This is a genomic window from Chryseotalea sp. (assembly GCF_057350905.1).
Window position 1 is genome coordinate 888585 of record NZ_JBMRCF010000008.1, and the last position, 19327, is coordinate 907911.

17 protein-coding genes are annotated in these 19327 nt (G+C 41.0%); 11 read left to right on the plus strand and 6 right to left on the minus strand.

Going from position 1 to position 19327, the window contains the following annotated elements; genetic code table 11:
• Positions 1-13: 13 nt before the first annotated feature.
• Positions 14-1201 carry a M20 metallopeptidase family protein gene (locus ACO1XM_RS12405; RefSeq protein WP_486229370.1) on the plus strand — a complete coding sequence of 396 codons (1188 nt, stop codon included), beginning with the start codon at positions 14-16 and terminating at the stop codon, positions 1199-1201.
• Positions 1202-1240: 39 nt separating this feature from the next.
• On the plus strand, positions 1241-1729 hold the full coding sequence (locus tag ACO1XM_RS12410; protein ID WP_486229372.1) for a hypothetical protein: 489 nt from the start codon (positions 1241-1243) through the stop codon (positions 1727-1729).
• Positions 1730-1879: 150 nt separating this feature from the next.
• Here the strand turns inward: ACO1XM_RS12410 and ACO1XM_RS12415 are convergent, their stop codons facing one another.
• The 6 genes from ACO1XM_RS12415 to ACO1XM_RS12440 form a co-directional block, all read right to left on the minus strand.
• Positions 1880-2245: a hypothetical protein gene (locus tag ACO1XM_RS12415; protein WP_486229374.1), complete on the minus strand. Its 366-nt coding sequence runs from the start codon at positions 2243-2245 to the stop codon at positions 1880-1882.
• Between the two features lie 265 nt (positions 2246-2510).
• A complete protein-coding gene (locus ACO1XM_RS12420) occupies positions 2511-3221 on the minus strand; it encodes an SAM-dependent methyltransferase (protein WP_486229376.1) in 711 nt (236 codons plus the stop codon).
• Complete coding sequence (locus tag ACO1XM_RS12425; protein ID WP_486229378.1) at positions 3221-3997, minus strand: alpha/beta fold hydrolase; 777 nt, start codon at positions 3995-3997, stop codon at positions 3221-3223. Before ACO1XM_RS12425 ends, ACO1XM_RS12420 begins: the two co-directional genes overlap by 1 nt.
• 159 nt (positions 3998-4156) lie before the next feature.
• Positions 4157-6370, minus strand: a complete 2214-nt coding sequence (locus tag ACO1XM_RS12430; RefSeq protein ID WP_486229380.1) for a M1 family metallopeptidase — start codon at positions 6368-6370, stop codon at positions 4157-4159.
• Positions 6371-6457: 87 nt separating this feature from the next.
• The gene (locus ACO1XM_RS12435) at positions 6458-8692 is read right to left on the minus strand and encodes a M1 family metallopeptidase (RefSeq protein WP_486229382.1); all 2235 of its coding nucleotides are present in this window, start codon (positions 8690-8692) and stop codon (positions 6458-6460) included.
• A gap of 28 nt (positions 8693-8720) precedes the next feature.
• A complete protein-coding gene (locus ACO1XM_RS12440) occupies positions 8721-9308 on the minus strand; it encodes a HupE/UreJ family protein (RefSeq protein ID WP_486229384.1) in 588 nt (195 codons plus the stop codon).
• Positions 9309-9428: 120 nt separating this feature from the next.
• Between ACO1XM_RS12440 and ACO1XM_RS12445 the strand changes: the two genes are divergently transcribed.
• From ACO1XM_RS12445 to ACO1XM_RS12485, 9 genes are all read left to right on the plus strand, one after another.
• Positions 9429-9914 carry a DUF6702 family protein gene (locus ACO1XM_RS12445; protein ID WP_486229386.1) on the plus strand — a complete coding sequence of 162 codons (486 nt, stop codon included), beginning with the start codon at positions 9429-9431 and terminating at the stop codon, positions 9912-9914.
• 52 nt (positions 9915-9966) lie between these two features.
• Positions 9967-10971: a gliding motility lipoprotein GldB gene (gene gldB / locus ACO1XM_RS12450; protein ID WP_486229389.1), complete on the plus strand. Its 1005-nt coding sequence runs from the start codon at positions 9967-9969 to the stop codon at positions 10969-10971.
• Between the two features lie 24 nt (positions 10972-10995).
• Entirely contained in the window at positions 10996-11763 is a 768-nt protein-coding gene (tpiA, locus tag ACO1XM_RS12455; RefSeq protein ID WP_486229391.1) for a triose-phosphate isomerase, read from the plus strand.
• Positions 11764-11841: 78 nt separating this feature from the next.
• A complete protein-coding gene (yajC, locus tag ACO1XM_RS12460) occupies positions 11842-12150 on the plus strand; it encodes a preprotein translocase subunit YajC (RefSeq protein WP_486229393.1) in 309 nt (102 codons plus the stop codon).
• Positions 12151-13095 carry a YbbR-like domain-containing protein gene (locus tag ACO1XM_RS12465; RefSeq protein WP_486229395.1) on the plus strand — a complete coding sequence of 315 codons (945 nt, stop codon included), beginning with the start codon at positions 12151-12153 and terminating at the stop codon, positions 13093-13095.
• A gap of 32 nt (positions 13096-13127) precedes the next feature.
• Positions 13128-13742 carry a dephospho-CoA kinase gene (coaE, locus tag ACO1XM_RS12470; RefSeq protein ID WP_486229397.1) on the plus strand — a complete coding sequence of 205 codons (615 nt, stop codon included), beginning with the start codon at positions 13128-13130 and terminating at the stop codon, positions 13740-13742.
• A 26-nt stretch (positions 13743-13768) separates the two neighbouring features.
• A complete protein-coding gene (locus ACO1XM_RS12475) occupies positions 13769-14818 on the plus strand; it encodes an efflux RND transporter periplasmic adaptor subunit (protein WP_486229400.1) in 1050 nt (349 codons plus the stop codon).
• Between the two features lie 86 nt (positions 14819-14904).
• A complete protein-coding gene (locus ACO1XM_RS12480) occupies positions 14905-18012 on the plus strand; it encodes an efflux RND transporter permease subunit (RefSeq protein WP_486229402.1) in 3108 nt (1035 codons plus the stop codon).
• Positions 18002-19315: a TolC family protein gene (locus ACO1XM_RS12485; RefSeq protein WP_486229404.1), complete on the plus strand. Its 1314-nt coding sequence runs from the start codon at positions 18002-18004 to the stop codon at positions 19313-19315. Before ACO1XM_RS12480 ends, ACO1XM_RS12485 begins: the two co-directional genes overlap by 11 nt.
• The last annotated feature ends 12 nt before the right edge of the window (positions 19316-19327 follow it).

A 19327-nucleotide genomic window follows, 5' to 3' on the forward strand; every position in this document is an offset into this window, starting at 1 on the left:
GTTGTAAGAAAGCATGAATCTTTTAGATAAAATTAAAGTACTTGCAAATCAATATACGGAAGATGTAATTATCTGGAGGCGACATCTGCATGCAAATCCGGAACTATCCTACCAGGAATTTGAAACGGTAAAGTATGTTGATTCGCAACTGAGATCTTTCGGTTTAGTGCCTAAGTCAGTGGCAGGTACAGGACTGCTGGTAGAGGTACACGGAAAAAATCCAACAACAAAAACAATTGCACTTCGTGCCGACATGGATGCTTTACCGATTGTTGAAGTCAATGAGGTTTCGTATAAATCAAAGAATCCAGGTGTAATGCATGCCTGTGGCCACGATGTACATACTTCATCTTTGTTGGGCACAGTAAAAATCCTTCATCAACTGCGTGATGAATTTGATGGCACTATCAGATTTCTTTTTCAACCAGGTGAAGAGAAAAATCCAGGAGGTGCATCGTACATGATTCGCGATGGGGCGCTACAAAATCCACAACCAGCCAGCATTATCGGGCAGCATGTGTTTCCGCTATTGCCAGCAGGTAAAATTGGTTTTCGTGAAGGTATGTACATGGCGAGTGCCGATGAAATCTATTTGAAAGTAATTGGTAAAGGAGGCCATGGTGCCGCTCCGGAACTTACCATAGATCCGATTGTGATCGCCTGTAACATTATTGTTTCATTACAACAAATTATCAGTCGCAATGCAAGCCCTAAGCAACCTACTGTTTTAACATTTGGAAAGATTGAGGGAGGTGCTACAACCAATGTTATTCCCATGGAAGTAAACATTGCGGGTACTTTCCGCGCCATGAATGAAGAGTGGAGAGAAGAAGGCTTAAGAAGAATTAAGAAAATGGCAGAGAGTTTAGCAGAAGGCATGGGCGGTAAATGTGAAGTAGATATTTCACGTGGCTATCCCTTTCTTCAAAATGATCCGCAAGTAACAAGACGCATTAAAGCAGCCGCAACAGAATATGTAGGTAAGGATAATGTAGTAGATATTGACATTACGCTTGGCGCTGAAGATTTTGCATACTACTCACAGATTATACCCGCATCTTTTTATCGTTTGGGAACTAGAAATGAAGCCAAAGGCATCACTTCTTACGTACACACGCCCACTTTTGATATAGATGAAGATGCTTTGAAAATAAGCAGTGGTTTAATGGCATGGATGGCGGTGAAGGAATTGATGGTCTAGGCAATAAATTGGATTAGACTGGATGAAAGTAAAGAGGCTGTGCCAAAAATTAAAGAGCATTCGATGACCCCCAGATCATTTCTTATACTCGGTGCGTTCACTACGCTTGTTGTGTTGGGAATTCTTAGCCATCGATGGAGAATTACATTTTTAAGTTATAAAAAATTTGTTCCAAAGGATTGTAAGGCAAGATCAGCATCGAGCTTACAGTGTGAGGAGTATCTCGTTCACTGGCATTATGCCGAGCCTGATCAACATGATGCTCTAATAGATTTATTTTCTAAGAGAATCACTCATAAAAACAGTTTACTGAAAGTTGATACAATTTATGCCTCAGACAGCACTTCTCAATTCTCGACTTTATTATTTAAGCAAGATTCAAAAATAGTAAGCTCACTTAGTTATGGAAGAAATGAACACAAAGGTGTTGTGATTATTTATGAACCAATAAGAGCAATTTATTCGATGCAATCCTTCCCTGACTTTATGAAGGAATTACTTTCTCTTGATTTAAAGGAGTTGAGATAATTTTTTGCTGCCCCAAGTCTGCATCCTCAGAAAATAGCATCTGCATATGAGCAACAAACAAAGTTGAGATTGTTTTTTTCCTAACTTTTGCAAAAAAAATTCTAAATTCTAAATTCTAAATTCTAAATTCTAAATTCTAAATTTATTTTGTCATTTCCTTTTCTTCGATAAAAAGCCATTTAACGCGGCTGCTTCATTCAATAATTCCTTTACCTCATTTTCATACTCATCTAATTCAGTTACTCCATAAAACGTAGCAGACATTACTTGCTTCCTACCTTTGCTTTCCAAAAAATTATATTCTTTCGGTAATTCAAAGCCCCGATTGAAACAAAGGCTTACACTGTCCTCGTCATGAGTGATGTAACAAAGTGCACCGTTTAGTTGAAAAGATGGAACGTTATTAATTAGTTCTTCTGTAACATGCGGACCTAAATCTAAGATCCACAAACGCATCATGGTCATGATGTCTTTTTGTTTTTTGGGAAGCGTTGATATGAAGCTTTGTACTGTCATGTAGTAAAACTACAGGTAAAGCGTAATGGATTCAATGATTTATATCAGTAAGTAGTGAAGCGTTTGTTAATCTGCCAGCCACTACCTGTGCTGTTCGACATGTTAGCGCAGCGCATGTCGAACTAGTTATAATACCGGATTTAAATCCGGCCGACCACGAGCTTCGAACTCCCTACGTAACAAATCGAAAATTGTGGAAATATTCTTTTTTGTAGCCGATTAGATTATTCTAACTTCTAACTTCTAACTTCTAGCTTCTAACTTCTTATTCTGCCAAGAGCAGAAAAACACAAGGTAGCTTGTCCAAGACAACTTTTTCCTTCTTCCAATCCACCACTGCTTTGGTTTTAATCAATTCTGCAGCACCTGTAATATCATAGGCAACACTTAGTAATGTTGTGTTACTTAAACCTTTTACCAGATCATTATAAACAGTTTGGTTGCGGTAGGGTGTTTCAATGAAAAGCTGTGTTTGATTTTTTTGCTTGGATTCTTTTTCTAGTTCACGAATGGCCTGTAACCGATCTTTCGCGTCAATGGGCAGATAACCATGAAACGCAAACTTTTGACCATTTAACCCGCTGGCCATTAAAGCAAGCAAGAGCGAGGATGGCCCCACCAATGGTACAACTGTAATGTTGTGCTTGTGCGCATAGGCAACAGCGAGAGCACCAGGGTCTGCCACACCCGGACAACCCGATTCAGAAAGTACACCTATATTTTTGCCCTCTCCAATGGGTTTGAAGAATTCTTTGAGTGCAGCAGGTTTTGTTTTTTTATCCAACACGTGAAACTGCAGTGGTTCTATGGATTCATAAACCTTTAAGCTACTCAAGTACCTGCGGGCGGTTCTGATTTCTTCAGCCAGAAAATATTCAATGGAGGGCAGAACGGATCTTACCTGCGCAGGAATAACGCTGGCTTGGGTTGCCTCAGCGATCACAACAGGAATTAAGTATAACTTGCCCTTTTCCATTACAATGATTGAAGGTAGTTGTGAACTAGTGTTACAAACTCCTGTGGTTTTTCCGCTTGTACCCAGTGCCCTGTATCCATTCCTTCTAGTTTAGCATACGGGAAGTATTGCAGAATCAGGTTAGTGTCTGAATCTTTAATATAATTGGAACGATTACCTTTTATAAACAATGTGGCCTTATTGAAAGTCCCCTTGTATTGAATATCAACGCCTACATTCCCTAACTTTTCCGTGATTACTTTCAAATTGATCTTCCAACTGAAACCGCCCTCAGCTTTACGTTGTAAATTTTTAAGCAGGAATTGACGCACATCGGCTTCAGGTACAAAACGTGCGAGTTGTTCATCTGCTTCATTGCGAGAAGTGAGCGTATCAATTTTAATGGCATTTAAACCTTCGGCAATAGTATAATGTTCAAGGTTGTAAGCCCTGGGTGCGATATCCACCACAATTAAGCACGCTAGTTTATCGGGGTGCGCAATGGCAAAGTTCATGGCTGTCTTACCACCCATGGAATGACCGATGATAATCGGATTTTGTATCTGATGATCGTCAATAAATTCAACTAAATCTTTCACCATGAAAGTATAGTCGAAATCATCGCTGTGTGGTGAGAGCCCGTGGTTTCTTTGATCGATGGTATACACATGATAGCTCTGATTAAACAACTTGGCCTGTGTAAGCCAATTGTCGCATGAGCCAAAAAGGCCATGCATAATAATCATTACAGGTGCATTTGGTTTAGCAGATGGATATTCACGAAAGAATAATTTCATGCAGTAAAGATGCAAAAACAAAAATTAAGATGCCTTCGCCTGGGTTTCAAATTTTACTTAAGTGTTGGAGGTCTTTGGGAATAATAGCAAGCCCTTGAAGACGAGGCACAAAAAAAGCCCGGAATTACCGGGCTTTTCTTAATCTATGCTAAAAGCTGATTAATTCTTTTTCAACTGATCAACTTTTGAAGCTTCTTCCTTTTTAGGGAAATTATTGTTAGTAGCATTTACATCAGCAATCTCAAAATTAGGATCGACTAATACATTAACTACTTCTTTCTCCTTTACAAAAACCTTGGTTATTTCATTTTCATTCACACGCCAGATTTCTGCAGGGATACGGTCAATCTCTTTGCTGCCATCTTTAAATGTCCATTCGATTATGACAGGCATCACTAGGCCACCGATATTTTTCAGCTTCACCTGATAAATATTTTTGCCTTCTAATTTTGCTCTGACATCACCATCGTTAATACGACTGCGGAATTCACCATAGAAATTATCAGGTGTATTGACCAGCGTAAACTCTTCGGGGCCATTAGAAAAATCAGTTGGGTTGTTGCTTTTCGCTGATGCCAGATCGCCTTGTTTTGTTTTAGGTGTTTTCTTCTCAGGGTCAACCTGGGTACTCTTAACCTTCATCCATTTTACTTCTGCAAGTTCAATATCGCTGTTATCAGTAGTAAAGAACCAACCTCTCCAGAACCAGTCAAGGTCAACGGCTGAAGCATCTTCCATGGTGCGGAAGAAATCAGCCGGCTTAGGATGTTTGAAAGCCCAACGTGTAGCATATTCTTTAAAGGCCTTGTCGAATAATTCAGGCCCCATGACCGTGTTGCGTAATATAGTTAAACCTGTACCAGGCTTGGTATAGCCATTAGGACCATGATTGCCTCCCTGGTTATCTGCAGTTGCCATAATGGGACGCATTTGTGTACGATCGCCCTTCATAAAAGGAATCATGCTTTTAGGAGTGGCTGTAGTATAATTTAATTCGGGGTAGCGATCACGAATAGTCTCACCTTCCATAAAGGTATTCAAGCCTTCATCCATCCAGGTGCTCTGACGCTCATCGCTGTTTACAATCATAGGGAAAAAGTTATGACCTACTTCATGCACAACCACACCAATCATACCTTCCAATAAACGCTGAGAATAAGTGCCATCTTTTGCAGGACGTCCAAAGTTGAAACAGATCATAGGATATTCCATACCTTGGTTTGCAGCATGTACAGAGGTAGCATGTGGATATGGATAATCGAAAGTTCTGGCAGAGTAAACCTCTAAAGTATTTTTTACTGCTTTAGTTGACTCTTTTGCCCAAAGCGGATTGCCTTCTTTAGGATAGAAGGATTGTGCTAAAGGTGTTTTGGTAGCAAGCTTAACGGCCTGGGCGTCCCAAATAAATTTACGTGAATGAGCGAAAGCAAAGTCGCGTACGTTTTCAGCGTGGAATTCCCAGGTACTTTTTTTAGTAGCGCGATCTTTCTCCTTCTTTTTAGCCTCTTCTTCAGTTACAATAAATACAGGCTTGTCAAAAGTTTTTTGTGCGAGTGCAAAACGTTGTTGCTGCTCGGCAGTTAAAACAGCTTTAGGATTTTGTAACCAACCAGTTGAAGCGACAATGTGATCGGAAGGAACTGTAATGCGTACTTTGTAATCACCAAATGCAAGTGCAAACTCGCCAGTTCCTAAAAACTGCTTGTTTTGCCACCCTTCATAATCATCAAAAACACACATGCGTGGGAACCACTGGGCAAAAGTGTATACATAGTTGCCATCTTCAGGAAAAAACTCGTAGCCACCGCGTTGATTAAACTGCATACGATCATATTCTTTGTAATTCCAGTCAACAGAGAACACAAATTTCTCACCCTTTTTAAGGGGTACGGGAAGTTCAATGCGCATCATCGTATAGTTGATGGTGTACTGCAAAGTCTTGCCGGCAGCGTCTTTAACAGCAGTGATATTGTAACCACCTTTGTAATCGCTGGTTTTAACACCAATAAAACCAAGGATGCGTGTAGCTGAGGAATCACGCAAAGCACCACGCTGGGTCAGAGATGTCATGCTGTTATCAGCCAATATATTCTGATCCAGCTGCATCCATAAATAGGTAAGGGTTTCGGGTGAGTTGTTAGAATAGGTAATGGTCTCTTTACCTGTTAACACTTGCGTTTCATCGTTAACCTCTACATCGATAACGTAATCGGCTCTTTGCTGCCAGTATTCATTACCAGGAGCACCTGAACCTGCGCGATAGGCATTGGGTGTGGGTAATTCGTTAGGGCCAAGTTGTTCAAACTTGCCCTTCCAGTTTTGAGCCTGAACAGCAAAAGAAGCGAACAAGGCTATTACTAATAATTTCTTCATAAGTGGAATTTGAATATGCAATAAAGCAAAAATGCCGGTCAGGATAAACATCCCAACCGGCACTTAAATGGTTATTTACTACCTGATTTAGTTTTTCTTCAATTGATCGATCTTAGAAGGGCTCTGAACCTTAGGGAAAACGTTGTCTTCAAGGCTGATATCAGAAGTTTCCATTTTAGGGTCAAGTACCACTTTGGCAACCTCTTTTTCCTTCACAAACACCTTGGTAATACGCTGCTCATTCACACGCCATATTTCTGCCGGAATGTGCTCTAGCTCTTTGCTGCCATCCTTATAAGTCCACTCAATGATAACAGGCATAATAAGCCCACCCTTGTTGCTTAGCGTTACTTCATAAAGATTCTTGTTTTCTAACTTGGCCAACACAGCCTTGTCATCAATACGGCTTCTGAATTCACCATAGAAATTATCAGGTGTTGGTAATACAGTAAGTGGCTGAGGGCCGTTGCTAAAATCATTTGCCTGATTTGCACCGCTGCCAGAAGCAAGGTCGCCACGTTTCGCAGTAACACCCTTGTTTTCTATTTTACTATTCTCTGTACGCACGGTTAACCACCTTACTTGTTCAATAGATTGGTCACACACATCAGTTGTGTAGAACCATCCTCTCCAGAACCAGTCAAGATCAACTGCCGAAGCATCTTCCATGGTGCGGAATAAATCAGCGGGTTTGGGGTGCTTGAAAGCCCAACGACTCGCGTACTCTTTAAAGGCTTTATCAAATAACTCAGGCCCCATAATGGTTTCGCGAAGCATGTTTAAACCAGTGGCGCATTTGGCGTATTGTTCGTTACCGAAGTTAGTTCGTACTACGGATTCAGAATTTACCATAAGGGGTCGTTGTAAATCCGGATTGCCTTTCATGTAAGGCACGATGGTCGAAGCAGGACCTCTGCGTTGTGGCATGTCAGGATAGTTTTCAACCTGTGTTCTGTATTGCACAAAAGTATTTAAGCCTTCATCCATCCAGGTCCACTGACGTTCATCATTATTAATAATCATAGGGAAGAAGTTATGACCCACTTCGTGAACGATTACACCGATCATTCCCCACTTAGTGCGTTCAGGAATGGTGCCATCCTCTAGCGGGCGGCCGTAGTTAAAGCAAATCATAGGATACTCCATACCGAGGGAAGCCGCATGTACAGAGGTGGCCTGCGGGTAAGGGTAATCGATGGTGTATTTGCTATAGGTTTCTATCGTATACTTAACGGCCTTGGTAGACTCTTGCTCCCAAAGTGGATTGCCTTCTTTAGGATAGTAAGACATCGCTAAAGGCGTTTTATCTCCGATCTTTACCGCCTGTGCATCCCAAATGAATTTGCGTGAAGTAGCAAAAGCAAAGTCGCGCACATTTTCAGCGTAGAACTTCCATGTCTTTTTAGCAGTTGATTTTGTTTTTTCACGTTGCTCTGCTTCTTGCTGCGTGGCAATAATTACAGGTTTGTCAAATGATGTTTTAGCTTTTTCAAATCGTGCATATTGCTCGGGTGTTAAAACCTCTTTTACATTTTGCACCATACCGGTAGCCGCTACAATATGATCAGCAGGCACAGTCAGATTTACAGTATAATTACCGAATGTAAGTGTAAACTCACCCTGACCTAAGAATTGTTTATTCTGCCAGCCCACAACGTCATCATACACACACATGCGGGGAAACCATTGGGCGATAATGTAGAGATAGTTTCCATCTTTAGGAAAATATTCCATGCCACTTCTGCCATCATTAGGTGTTAGACCTTTTACGCGATCGTTAATGTTAAAAGACCATTCAACGGAGAAAGAAAGCTTTTGTCCAGGTGCCAGGGCTTGTGGCAAATCAATGCGCATCATGGTAGCATTAATGGTGTAAGGCAAAGCTTTACCGCTTGCATCTTTAACAGCTTTAATTTTGAAGCCACCATCAAAATTATGTAGCGCAAGACTGCTGGCGATTGCTTTGGCATCAATAGAATCGCGTACTGTGCTAGTAGCTGTTTTTAAGGTGTTACTCTCTTTGTCGTTAATGTTCTGATCGAGTTGTAACCATAGGTATTTTAATACATCAGGAGAGTTGTTAAAATAAGTAATTGTTTCACTTCCTGTAATACTTTGGTTTACATCATTCAACTCAGCATTAATAACATAATCAGCTCTTTGCTGCCAGTAGCGTGGCCCTGGTGCACCAGATCCGCTTCTGTATTCATTGGGGGTTGGTAGCAACTGATCGAGCTGCTCAAACTTGCCTTGCCAGCCGGGGCTTTGCGCATAGGCAACTGCCGATAAAAGCAGTAGGGAGAATAGTAGTTTAATTTTCATAGTTATGTGGATGTTCGTTGTTTACAGGTTACCAAAAAATTTTGTCTTTCATAAGCACAAGGGCAATGCCCGCAATAGCCGAAGATAAAATGATTTTCCAGTCTCTTCGGCTTCTCCCCATCAGATCAACGATAATTAACGCAGCAAATAAAAATATTACTACGATTATTATTTGACCGAACTCTAAACCAATGTTAAAGGCCAAAAGCTGGGTTATGATGCTTTCATCTTTTCCCAGAATGCTTTTCAGGTAGTTTGAAAAGCCCAGGCCATGGATAAGACCAAAAAAAAGCGCATAACCATAATTTAGTTGTAGTGAAAGTGTGCTCTGATTTTCCTCTTTTCTGAAAATATTAGAGACAGCTGTGATAAAGATAGTAAGTGGAATTAAAAATTCGATCAACTCAGCCTTAACAGAAACAATATCCAAAGTCGACAAAGCCAGGGTAATGGAATGCCCTACCGTAAATGCCGTGATGAGAATGAGAATTTTTTTCCAATCGCGCATCAAATACATGGCGCATAAGGCCAGCACAAACAAAATATGATCATAACCATTGGCATAATCAAGGATATGTTCCTTGCCAAGCATGAAATAAAGTTGAAACTCGGACATATTGGGGTTTAAAAGCTGGCAAGTATAAGCATTTGGCTGCTAAAATTAATAATTTCAAAATATTGGCTTTTGCTTTGCTGTATTCTTGAATATTGAAATATAAATCTTGATTTTTACATCATGCTATTTTCTTTTTTGATTGCTGGATTTTCAGCTTTTCTACACCCACTGCATGTCAGCGTAACGGAAATAAAATTCGATGCTAAGGACAAAGAATTAGAGATAACCACACGCATTTTTTTAGATGACCTTGAAGAGGCCATCAGACAGGAACGCAAACAGCCTACTTTAGATATTACGCAACCGGGTACAGGGCAAAGTACAGATCAATTGCTGGTTGAATACCTGACAAAAAGGTTAGTGATTAAAGTGGATGGTAAGCTGGTAAAAATTACTTTTTTAGGGCATGAAATTGAGGGGGATGCCGTTATTATTTATGCTTATGCACCGGGGGTAAAAAAAATTAAGGAAGTAGAAGTAACACACACAACTATAACTGAGTTGTATGAGGATCAGTCGAATCTGGTACATGTTACCAAAGAAGACAAAACGAAGAGCATGCGACTCATGCGGAGCCTGCCAACAGATAAACTTCTGTTCGACTAACCATCGATACCCTTTCATTTCACATTTTCTTTGTTTCTTTGTTGCCTGAATTATGAAGCGACATTTGTTTACATTTTTATTCCTAAGCGTTTGTGTTATTGCCTGCACTAACCAGGGCAAGGAATGCGTTGAGGCACCCCAGGTAAATGTTCAAATAGAACTGCAAACTGAAGACTTACGGGAAGAAATTCATACAATTGAAAGCAAGCAGGCGCTCGTTGATTTTTTAGGAAAGAATGAAGTATTTCGCGATCAGTTTCTTCACCGCGCTGAATACCCTGATGATTCTACTTTTATTAATACACTTTATCAGCGATTTACCAACCCCCATTTTGACTCCCTTTATTTTGAGACCCAGAGAGTATTTGGTGATTTAAGCATGCTAAGGGAAGAGTTTGAACAAGCCTTCACGAATCTTCATCACTATTATCCTGAGTATCCACAGCCTAAAATTCAATTTGTTATTACAGGACTTGATGGCGATTTATACCTGTCCGACTCACTCATCATTGTTGGTGTCGACCATTATTTGGGTGCAGGTGCCAAGTACAGGCCACGTATGTACGAGTATATTTTAAGACAATACATACCTGAAAACATAGTTCCCTCTGTTATGCTTTTGTATGGCATTGATACAAAAATCAATGCTACAAACATGAGTGATAAAACTGTTTTAGCAGATATGATTGCCTACGGCAAATCCTATTATTTTGCCAAGCAGATGTTGCCTTGTAAAGCGGATAGTATTTTAATGAATTACTCAGCTGGAGAAATTGCCGGGGCCAGAAAAAATCAAGATCTTATTTGGTTCAGGCTGGTAGAAGATGAAGTACTTTACTCAACTGCCAATATGATGAAGCAACGATTTTTAGGGGAGAGACCCAAAACAGTAGAAGTAGGGCCCGAGTGCCCTGGAAGAATAGCCCAATGGGTAGGTTGGCAGATCGTCAATAGTTATATGAAAAGTCACTCCGATGTTTCACTGCAGGATTTAATGAAGATGCAGGATGCAGATAAACTTTTTAAAGAATCGAAGTATAAAGCAACCAAACGTTAATGTAACTATTCAAACAACAATAAAATGAGAGCCAAAATAGTAGCCGGGAACTGGAAAATGAACAAGAACTTTCAGGAAGCGAAAGCCCTGACCAGTGAGTTGCTTGGAATGATCAATGATGAAGTGCGGGGAAATGTGAAAGTGGTATTATGTGTTCCCTTTCCTTACCTCGATGCTGTACAAAATATATTGGGCAAGCATAACCGTATTGCAGTAGGAGCTCAAAATTGCAGCGAACATACTTCAGGTGCGTATACAGGGGAGGTTGCAGCGCCTATGCTGCAGTCAATGAATATACCATATGTAATTATCGGGCATAGCGAGCGCAGACAATATTTTACGGAAGGGGGAGCATTATTAGCAAAAAAGGTTGATATGGCCTTAGCAAATAACATAACACCCATCTATTGCTGTGGCGAACCCTTAGAGGTGCGCGAACGCAATGAACATGAAGCGCTCGTACGCAAGCAGGTAGAAGAAAGTCTGTTCCATTTGTCACCGGAGGCCTTACAAAAAGTAGTGATTGCTTACGAACCGGTTTGGGCGATTGGTACAGGAAAGACAGCCTCGGCACAACAGGCACAGGATATGCATGCCGTAATAAGGCAGCACCTGGCAGGTAAGTATGGCAAAGCAGTGGCCGAATCAATCACGATTTTATACGGGGGCAGTGTAAATGCCGGCAATGCCAGCGAACTATTCGCCTGCCCCGATGTGGATGGCGGTTTGGTGGGTGGAGCTTCTCTGAAATCAAGGGAGTTTACCGATATAATAAAGGCCATGAGGGCTTAGACCAACTTTCGATGAATTATCAAATTATCTGAAGCGCTTTAAGGAATAACGACTAACTTCGCATAAAATTTAACAAACATGTTCGCAATTATATTACAAGCACAACAAGGCAATCCGTATATGCAGTTCATATTTTTCGGAGCCATTATTTTAGTGTTCTACTTTTTCATGATCCGTCCTCAACAGAAAAAAGCAAAAGACGCTAAGAAATTTCAGGAAGAAATTGCCAAAGGTGATTACGTTGTAACCATAGGTGGTGCGCACGGCCGCATTGCAGAAATTGAAGAGGATACTTTTATTCTTGAAGTAGAAAAAGGTGGTCGTATTAAGTTTTCGAAAACAGCTATTAACATGGAAGCCAGCAAAGTTGCTTCTGGTAAGAAATAAATGAGTGTAATCGGATCGATATTTAACGTATTACGATTCAACAAAAAAAACTGGAAGGCTGTTGTGCTTTGCCTTGCGGCAGCAACAGTCTTTTGGTTTTTTAATGCCCTCAATAAAACATACACCACCATACTTGCATTCCCGATTGAGTTTCAATATGATCAGGAAAATTTTATGCCCGTAGAGGACTTGCCTCGCGAAGTAAAAATGAATGTTACCGGTATGGGTTGGTCACTTTTACGCAGAAGTGCCGGTGTAAAAGTGCCTGTATTGCTTTTCCCCTTAGAGCGACCAACCGATGTTAAAAAATTAGTAGGCAGCTCACTCCCAATTGTTTTTGCCCCCCAGCTATCCGATCTTCAAATCAATTTTGTAGCTACCGACACCTTACACCTGGATATTGAACCCATCGATGGACGCTGGCTTACACTGACGATACTGGATTTAGATAAAAATCTTAAAAAGGGTTATGGATTAGTCAGCAACGCAACCCTTACCCCCGATAGCGTTTTTGTTCAAGGCCCGCGTAAATTGGTACAGGCGTTGGCTAACCCTTATCCACTTGTTTACGATAGAAACAACATTGACGAGAATCAGGAAGGCATTGCCCTTATTGAATTCAAACGCAAGCAAATCACAGGTGAGCCGCAACAGGTAGCGGTATCCTTTAGTGTAGAGAAATTGGTGGAGTTGAAGGACTCAACTAAAGTAGAATTTATAAATATGCCAGCGAGGGTGCGCCCAGCCATCAGCATTAATCAAATACACTTTACACTGTTATTACCAGAAAGCAGTGTACACACCAGTTATACCAAAGAAAGTATATCAGCTATACTAGACTTTAAGCATACCCAGGCAGGAAAATCAAGGATAGCCCCGACCATCACTGGTATTCCACCGTTCTCAAAAATTATTAGGGTTGATACCGTTGAAGTATCGTATTAAGTTCTGAACATCCATTCCACGCTTTCATTAACATGTTTAAACCTTTTCAGATAGGCATTACTGGTGGCATAGGAGCCGGCAAGAGCACGGTTTGCAAAATATTCAGCGTTTTGGGAATACCAACATACGATGCCGACAGCCGAGCGAAAGCAGTAATGACCACCGATGGAATACTGGTAGAGGCCATTAAAAAAGAATTCGGAACATTGTCCTTTAAAGCAAACGGTGAACTTAACCGGGAGTACCTGGCAGCAGCGGTTTTTAATGATGAGCATAAGCTTAAAAAGCTCAACGCACTGGTTCATCCAAGAGTTGCTGTCGATTATGAAAATTGGCTTAGGGAACAAACCAGTGCTCCTTATGTGTTAAAAGAGGCTGCGCTGTTGATTGAATCAGGTTCTTACAAAACGCTAGATTGCTTGCTGCTGGTCACCGCACCAGAAGATGTAAGAATTGAAAGGGTTTTAGCAAGAGATAAACACAGAAGCAAAGAGCAGGTGAAGGAGATTATAAAAAATCAGCTGGAAGAAACAAAGAAGTTGGCCTTGGCAGATTTCACAGTAAACAACGATGGCAAACATTCGGTACTAGAACAAGTGCTGAAGTTGCACACGCAATTTTTGCAGAAACCAAAACAGAGACAGTAAATCAACATTTGATTATTTTTTATAGCATGAGCATTTCAAGACTATTTTTTTTAATTGCAATTATTTTTGTTCTACAAGCCTGTGGTCAAAAGGCTAAAGGGCCAGCAGCCAATAACCGACAAACAGGACCCTTGGTGGTTGACGGTTTTTTGATTTCTGCGGAAATAATGACTGATAACATTGAAGTGCCAGGCACTTTGTTGCCAGCTGAAGAAACACAATTGCGCAGTGAAGTAAGCGGTCGCATTGTACAACTTAACATTAACGAAGGCGCCAATGTGCAACAGGGCGCCTTGCTCGTAAAACAATTTGACAATGACTTACAGGCACAGCTTAATAAACTACAGGTTCAACTGAAGATAGCCATTAAAACTGAAGAGCGCCAAAAGGAACTTTTGGCAATCAATGGTATCAGTCAGCAGGAGTATGATCTCACAGCTTTGCAGGTCGATAATCTGAATGCCGACATTGAAGCACTAAAAATTGCTATTTCTAAAACAGAGATAAGAGCTCCGTATAGCGGTAAGATTGGTTTGCGTAATGTCAGTCTTGGTGCCTATCTGTCTACAAACGATGTAGTCGCTACCATTCGCCAGACAAATCAATTAAAATTAGAATTTTCTGTGCCTGAGAAATACGCTAAGAGTATTGATAAAGGTTATAAGGTTAAATTCAAAGTAGATGGCGGGCTTGAAGAACACACCGGAGTGGTGCTGGCAACAGAAAGTGGTGTTGATCAGGCAACACGTACACTGCGCGTAAGAGCTTTGGTAAATGGCAACAATCCTGAGCTGGTGCCAGGCATTTTTGCTAAAGTACAATTACAACTGGGTAGTGCAACTAAGGGTCTATTGGTTCCATCGCAGGCAGTTATTCCCCAAGCCAGAAACAAACAAGTTATTTTGTTGAGAGGCGATAGTGCCATGTTTACCATTGTTGAAACCGGTTTGCGCGATTCGGCTTTTGTAGAAATTACGCGAGGGCTTAAAGCAGGTGATACTGTTATCACCACTGGCTTAATGGCCATACGCCCGAATGCAAAAGTGAAAGTAGGTAAGTTGAATAAGTACCAATAGCGTGTGCAAAACCTTCGGTGTAGATCAAGCATTACTGTTTAGCTGTTTACACGAAGTAAGTAACACAAGGCTTCAAAATATACACTATGAATATTTCAGAATTAAGTTTGAGAAGACCGGTGCTGGCATTTGTCATGAACATCGTCTTGGTGTTGTTTGGGATCATAGGGTTTAATTCACTCGGTGTTCGCGATTATCCTGCTATTGACCCGCCAATCATCAGTGTAAGTGCCTCCTATCCGGGGGCCAATGCAGACATTATTGAATCGCAAATTACAGAACCACTTGAAAAGGCGGTTAACGGTATTGCAGGTATTCGTAACATTACCTCATCTTCAAGTGTAGGGAGAAGTAATATCAACGTAGAGTTTGAGTTAGGTGTTGATTTAGAAGCAGCCGCCAATGACGTGCGTGACAAGGTATCTCAGGCAACACGATCATTACCAGATGATTTACCAAGCCCGCCTGTGGTATCAAAAGCTGATGCAAACTCTGGCCCTATTATTACCATGACGGTGCAAAGTACCACACGCAATCCATTACAACTCACTGAATATGCTAACAATGTACTGGTTGAACGTTTACAAACAATACCAGGTGTAAGTGGTATTCAAATCTGGGGAGAGAAGCGTTTTGCCATGCGTATCTGGCTAGATCCTGCCAAGCTCAGCGCCTACAACCTTACCGCACTAGAAGTACAGCAAGCCTTGAATAGAGAGAATGTTGAATTGCCATCCGGTAAAATATCGGGTAACTCAACAGAATTAACAGTGCGAACTTTTGGTCGTTTGTATACAGAAGAAGATTTTAGTAATGTAGTTATTCGTTCTGCACCAGAAGGGGATATAAGATTGAGAGATGTGGGTCAGGCCTTGTTAGGTCCGGAAAACGAAGAATCCATTTTGCGCGAGAGCAACATACCTATGGTGGGTCTGGCAATCGTACCTTTGCCTGGCGCTAATTATGTATCAATATCGGATGAGTTCTATAAAAGACTCGAACAAATTAAGCGTGAAGTCCCCGAAGATATTTCCTTAAATATCGCCCTTGATCAAACTGTATTTATCAAGCGATCTATTACCGAAGTAGAAGAGACCTTAATTATCTCATTTTTATTGGTGGTACTCATCATTTATTTATTCTTCCGCGATGCCATCATTGCCTTCCGTCCACTCATTGACATTCCGGTATCCTTGCTGACAACCTTCTTCATCATGTATTTGTCCGGCTTCTCCATCAATGTACTTACTATGCTGGGTATAGTACTGGCCACCGGTTTGGTAGTGGATGATGGTATTGTGGTAACGGAAAATATCTACAAGAAACTTGAAGGAGGCATGAATAAATATCAGGCTGCGCTTGAAGGTTCAAAAGAAATTTTCTTTGCAGTAATTTCAACATCTGTTACACTGGCTGTTGTGTTCTTGCCAATTTTATTCTTGCAAGGTTTTACGGGCAGACTCTTTACTGAATTTGGTGTAGTAGTAGCAGGAGCGGTTTTAGTTTCAGCTTTTGTGTCCTTAACACTTACACCGGTACTCAGTGTAAAGTTAACGCGTTCAAATCACAAACACTCCTGGTTCTACAATGTAACTGAGCCCTTCTTTGCGGGTATGGAAAATGGCTATGGTCGTTGGCTTAGTTCTTTTATGAAAGTAAGGTGGGTGGCATTGTTGATTATTGTTGTCTGTTTTGTTGCAGCATATCTCATAGGCACAAACATTCAATCAGAGTTAGCACCCATGGAAGACAGAAACCAATTCAGGGTTTCGCTAACTGCACCAGAAGGCACGGCTTATGATTACATGGATACCTATGTAAAAGAAGTGGTAGACTTTGTGATGGATTCAGTTCCGGAATACCGTACAGCGCTTTCAGTTACAGCACCAGGATTTACAGGCTCAGGTTCTGTTAATACAGGTTTTGTGCGTGTAACATTGGTTGACCCACAAGATCGCGAATACTCACAACAGGAAATAGTCGACAGGGTAAATCGTAACTTAAAAAATTACCCTCAAGGCCGGGCATTTACCCTACAAGAGCAAACCATTTCTGTAGACAGGCGTGGTGGCTTACCCGTAGCTTTTGTTATTCAAAACAATGATTTTGAAAAACTAAGACAAGTGTTGCCTAAGTTTTTAGAGAAAGCCAATGCCAGTCCCGTACTACAAACTGTGGATGTTGATTTGAAATTTAATAAACCAGAGTTGAAGGTTCAGATCAATAGATTGAAAGCGACACAATTGGGTGTAAGTGTACAAGACATCTCACAAACACTTCAATTGGCCTACAGTAATTTGCGTTTTGGTTATTTTACCAGAGAGGGTAAACAATATCAGGTAGTGGGGCAGGTGAGCCGTCTTGATCGGGATGATCCTGCTGATTTAAAAAGTTTATACGTACGCACGCGCTCAGGCCAATTAGTTTCAATCGATAACCTTGTTACAGTTGAAGAGAGCACAACACCACCAACACTTTACCACTTCAACCGTTTTAAGTCGGCAACCATATCGGCAGGCCTGGCACCGGGTAAAACCATCGGTGATGGTATTAAAGTGATGGAGGAAATTAAAACCGAATTATTGGACGATACATTTACGACAGCCCTAACCGGTACCTCTCGCGACTTTGCAGAAAGTTCCGGCAATACAGCCTTTGCCTTTGTGTTGGCACTTATACTCATCTATTTAATTTTGGCGGCACAGTTTGAAAGCTTTGTCGATCCGCTTACCATTATGTTTACAGTGCCCCTGGCCATTTGTGGTGCCCTCATCTCACTCTATGCTTTCGGTCAAACATTGAACATCTTCTCGCAGATTGGTATGATCATGCTGATCGGCTTAGTAACGAAGAATGGTATTTTGATTGTGGAATTTGCCAATCAAAAACGTGAAGAAGGCATGAACAGTTTAGAGGCTGTGCTAATTGCTTCACGGATGCGTCTGCGTCCTATATTAATGACAAGCCTTGCGATGGCACTGGGTTCTTTACCACTGGCCCTATCATTAGGGGCAGCATCTACGAGCCGTCAGCCCCTGGGTATTGTTATTGTGGGCGGTATTCTGTTTTCACTTATTCTCACACTGTTTGTTATTCCGGCAATGTATACCTTCTTATCGCGTAAACGCGCGCATGTTGAATTTGATAAGTTAGTAGCTGAGCCCGAAAAAAAAGAATTGGTTTATGAAGCGTAGTCTTATAGTAATAGTTTTAATATCCTTTTTTACTTCAGGTTTTTCGCAGGAGTTAATTACACTTGAGCAAGCCATTGCTTTAGCGCTTGAAAACAATTACGATGTGCGTATTGCCCAGACTAACCTTAAGGCAGCTGCAACAGATAATAATTATGCACTGGCTGCCTTCTTACCACAGCTCAATGCAGTTGGTAATTATACGGTTAACGACACTGATCAGGAATTCAGATTTGAGAATACAGCCAACAACAGGAGTGGTAATGCTAAAAGTATTTCATACGGAGGTTCTTTACAATTGGTATGGACACTTTTTGATGGTACACGCATGTTTGCAACACGCGAACGGATTGAGCAACTGGAGCGTCAAGGTGCTTTGCAAGTAAAGGAACAGATGGTAAATACCATTGCTGCCATTATTTCTAATTACTATGATGTTATCAGGCAAAAGCAACAACTGCGAGCTATACAAGAACAAATGTCGGTAAATGAGGAACGTGTAAAATTGGCTGAGCGTAAGCTTCAAGTAGGTACAGGTGCCAAACCAGAACTGCTTCAGGCACGTGTTGATTTAAATGCGCAACGAGCCAGTGTTGTACAGCAAGAGACCTTGATCAATCAATTAAAGGAGAACCTTAACACCTTGTTAGACATGAAATTGCCCATGAGTTATGATGTGGCGGATACAATTTTAATTAACACCCCCCTTCAGCGTGATGAGGTTTTAGGAAAAGTTAACACAGATAATTATGGCCTTTTGGCAACACAAAGGAGTTTGTTCATCTCCCAACTGGCTATGCGAGAACGCAAAGCTGAACTCTTGCCAACCTTAAATTTTGTTGGCGCATACAACATTACCCATAATGACAATGTTCGATTGATTAATCCCTTCTCTGCACTGCAAAGTGATTTCCAGGGTATTAACTATGGATTAACGCTAAATATTCCAATTCTAAATGGATTCAATACACAGCGATTGGTTCAACAGTCTAAAATTGCATACGATCGTCAAAAGCTTGTTTACGATCAACAACGTACAACCGTTAATACGGCAGCACGTAATGCATATACTAATTATCAAAACTCACTTAGCGTTTTGGCTATTGAAGAAGAAAATATTCTACTCGCTAAAGAAAACGTCAGCATAGCGCTTGAAAGTTTCAAGAGAGGCATCTCAACCTTTATTGAATTACGCACTGCACAACAAAGTTTAGAAACTGCCTACAACCGTTTAATCAATGCGCGTTACAATGCCAAAGTTGCAGAAACAGAGTTGCTAAGGTTGAGTGGAGCCTTGTTGAAGTAATTGAGCTGGTTT

Excerpts from the sequence above, each read along its gene's own strand:
- ACO1XM_RS12430 (WP_486229380.1), bottom strand. The coding sequence starts at position 6,370 with ATGAAGAAATTATTAGTAATAGCCTTGTTCGCTTCTTTTGCTGTTCAG.
- ACO1XM_RS12480 (WP_486229402.1), top strand. The coding sequence starts at position 14,905 with ATGAATATTTCAGAATTAAGTTTGAGAAGACCGGTGCTGGCATTTGTC.
- gldB (WP_486229389.1), top strand. The coding sequence starts at position 9,967 with ATGAAGCGACATTTGTTTACATTTTTATTCCTAAGCGTTTGTGTTATT.
- ACO1XM_RS12475 (WP_486229400.1), top strand. The coding sequence starts at position 13,769 with ATGAGCATTTCAAGACTATTTTTTTTAATTGCAATTATTTTTGTTCTA.
- ACO1XM_RS12425 (WP_486229378.1), bottom strand. The coding sequence starts at position 3,997 with ATGAAATTATTCTTTCGTGAATATCCATCTGCTAAACCAAATGCACCT.
- ACO1XM_RS12415 (WP_486229374.1), bottom strand. The coding sequence starts at position 2,245 with ATGACAGTACAAAGCTTCATATCAACGCTTCCCAAAAAACAAAAAGAC.
- ACO1XM_RS12465 (WP_486229395.1), top strand. The coding sequence starts at position 12,151 with ATGAGTGTAATCGGATCGATATTTAACGTATTACGATTCAACAAAAAA.
- ACO1XM_RS12405 (WP_486229370.1), top strand. The coding sequence starts at position 14 with ATGAATCTTTTAGATAAAATTAAAGTACTTGCAAATCAATATACGGAA.
- ACO1XM_RS12435 (WP_486229382.1), bottom strand. The coding sequence starts at position 8,692 with ATGAAAATTAAACTACTATTCTCCCTACTGCTTTTATCGGCAGTTGCC.
- ACO1XM_RS12445 (WP_486229386.1), top strand. The coding sequence starts at position 9,429 with ATGCTATTTTCTTTTTTGATTGCTGGATTTTCAGCTTTTCTACACCCA.
- ACO1XM_RS12420 (WP_486229376.1), bottom strand. The coding sequence starts at position 3,221 with ATGGAAAAGGGCAAGTTATACTTAATTCCTGTTGTGATCGCTGAGGCA.
- yajC (WP_486229393.1), top strand. The coding sequence starts at position 11,842 with ATGTTCGCAATTATATTACAAGCACAACAAGGCAATCCGTATATGCAG.
- ACO1XM_RS12485 (WP_486229404.1), top strand. The coding sequence starts at position 18,002 with ATGAAGCGTAGTCTTATAGTAATAGTTTTAATATCCTTTTTTACTTCA.
- coaE (WP_486229397.1), top strand. The coding sequence starts at position 13,128 with ATGTTTAAACCTTTTCAGATAGGCATTACTGGTGGCATAGGAGCCGGC.
- ACO1XM_RS12440 (WP_486229384.1), bottom strand. The coding sequence starts at position 9,308 with ATGTCCGAGTTTCAACTTTATTTCATGCTTGGCAAGGAACATATCCTT.
- tpiA (WP_486229391.1), top strand. The coding sequence starts at position 10,996 with ATGAGAGCCAAAATAGTAGCCGGGAACTGGAAAATGAACAAGAACTTT.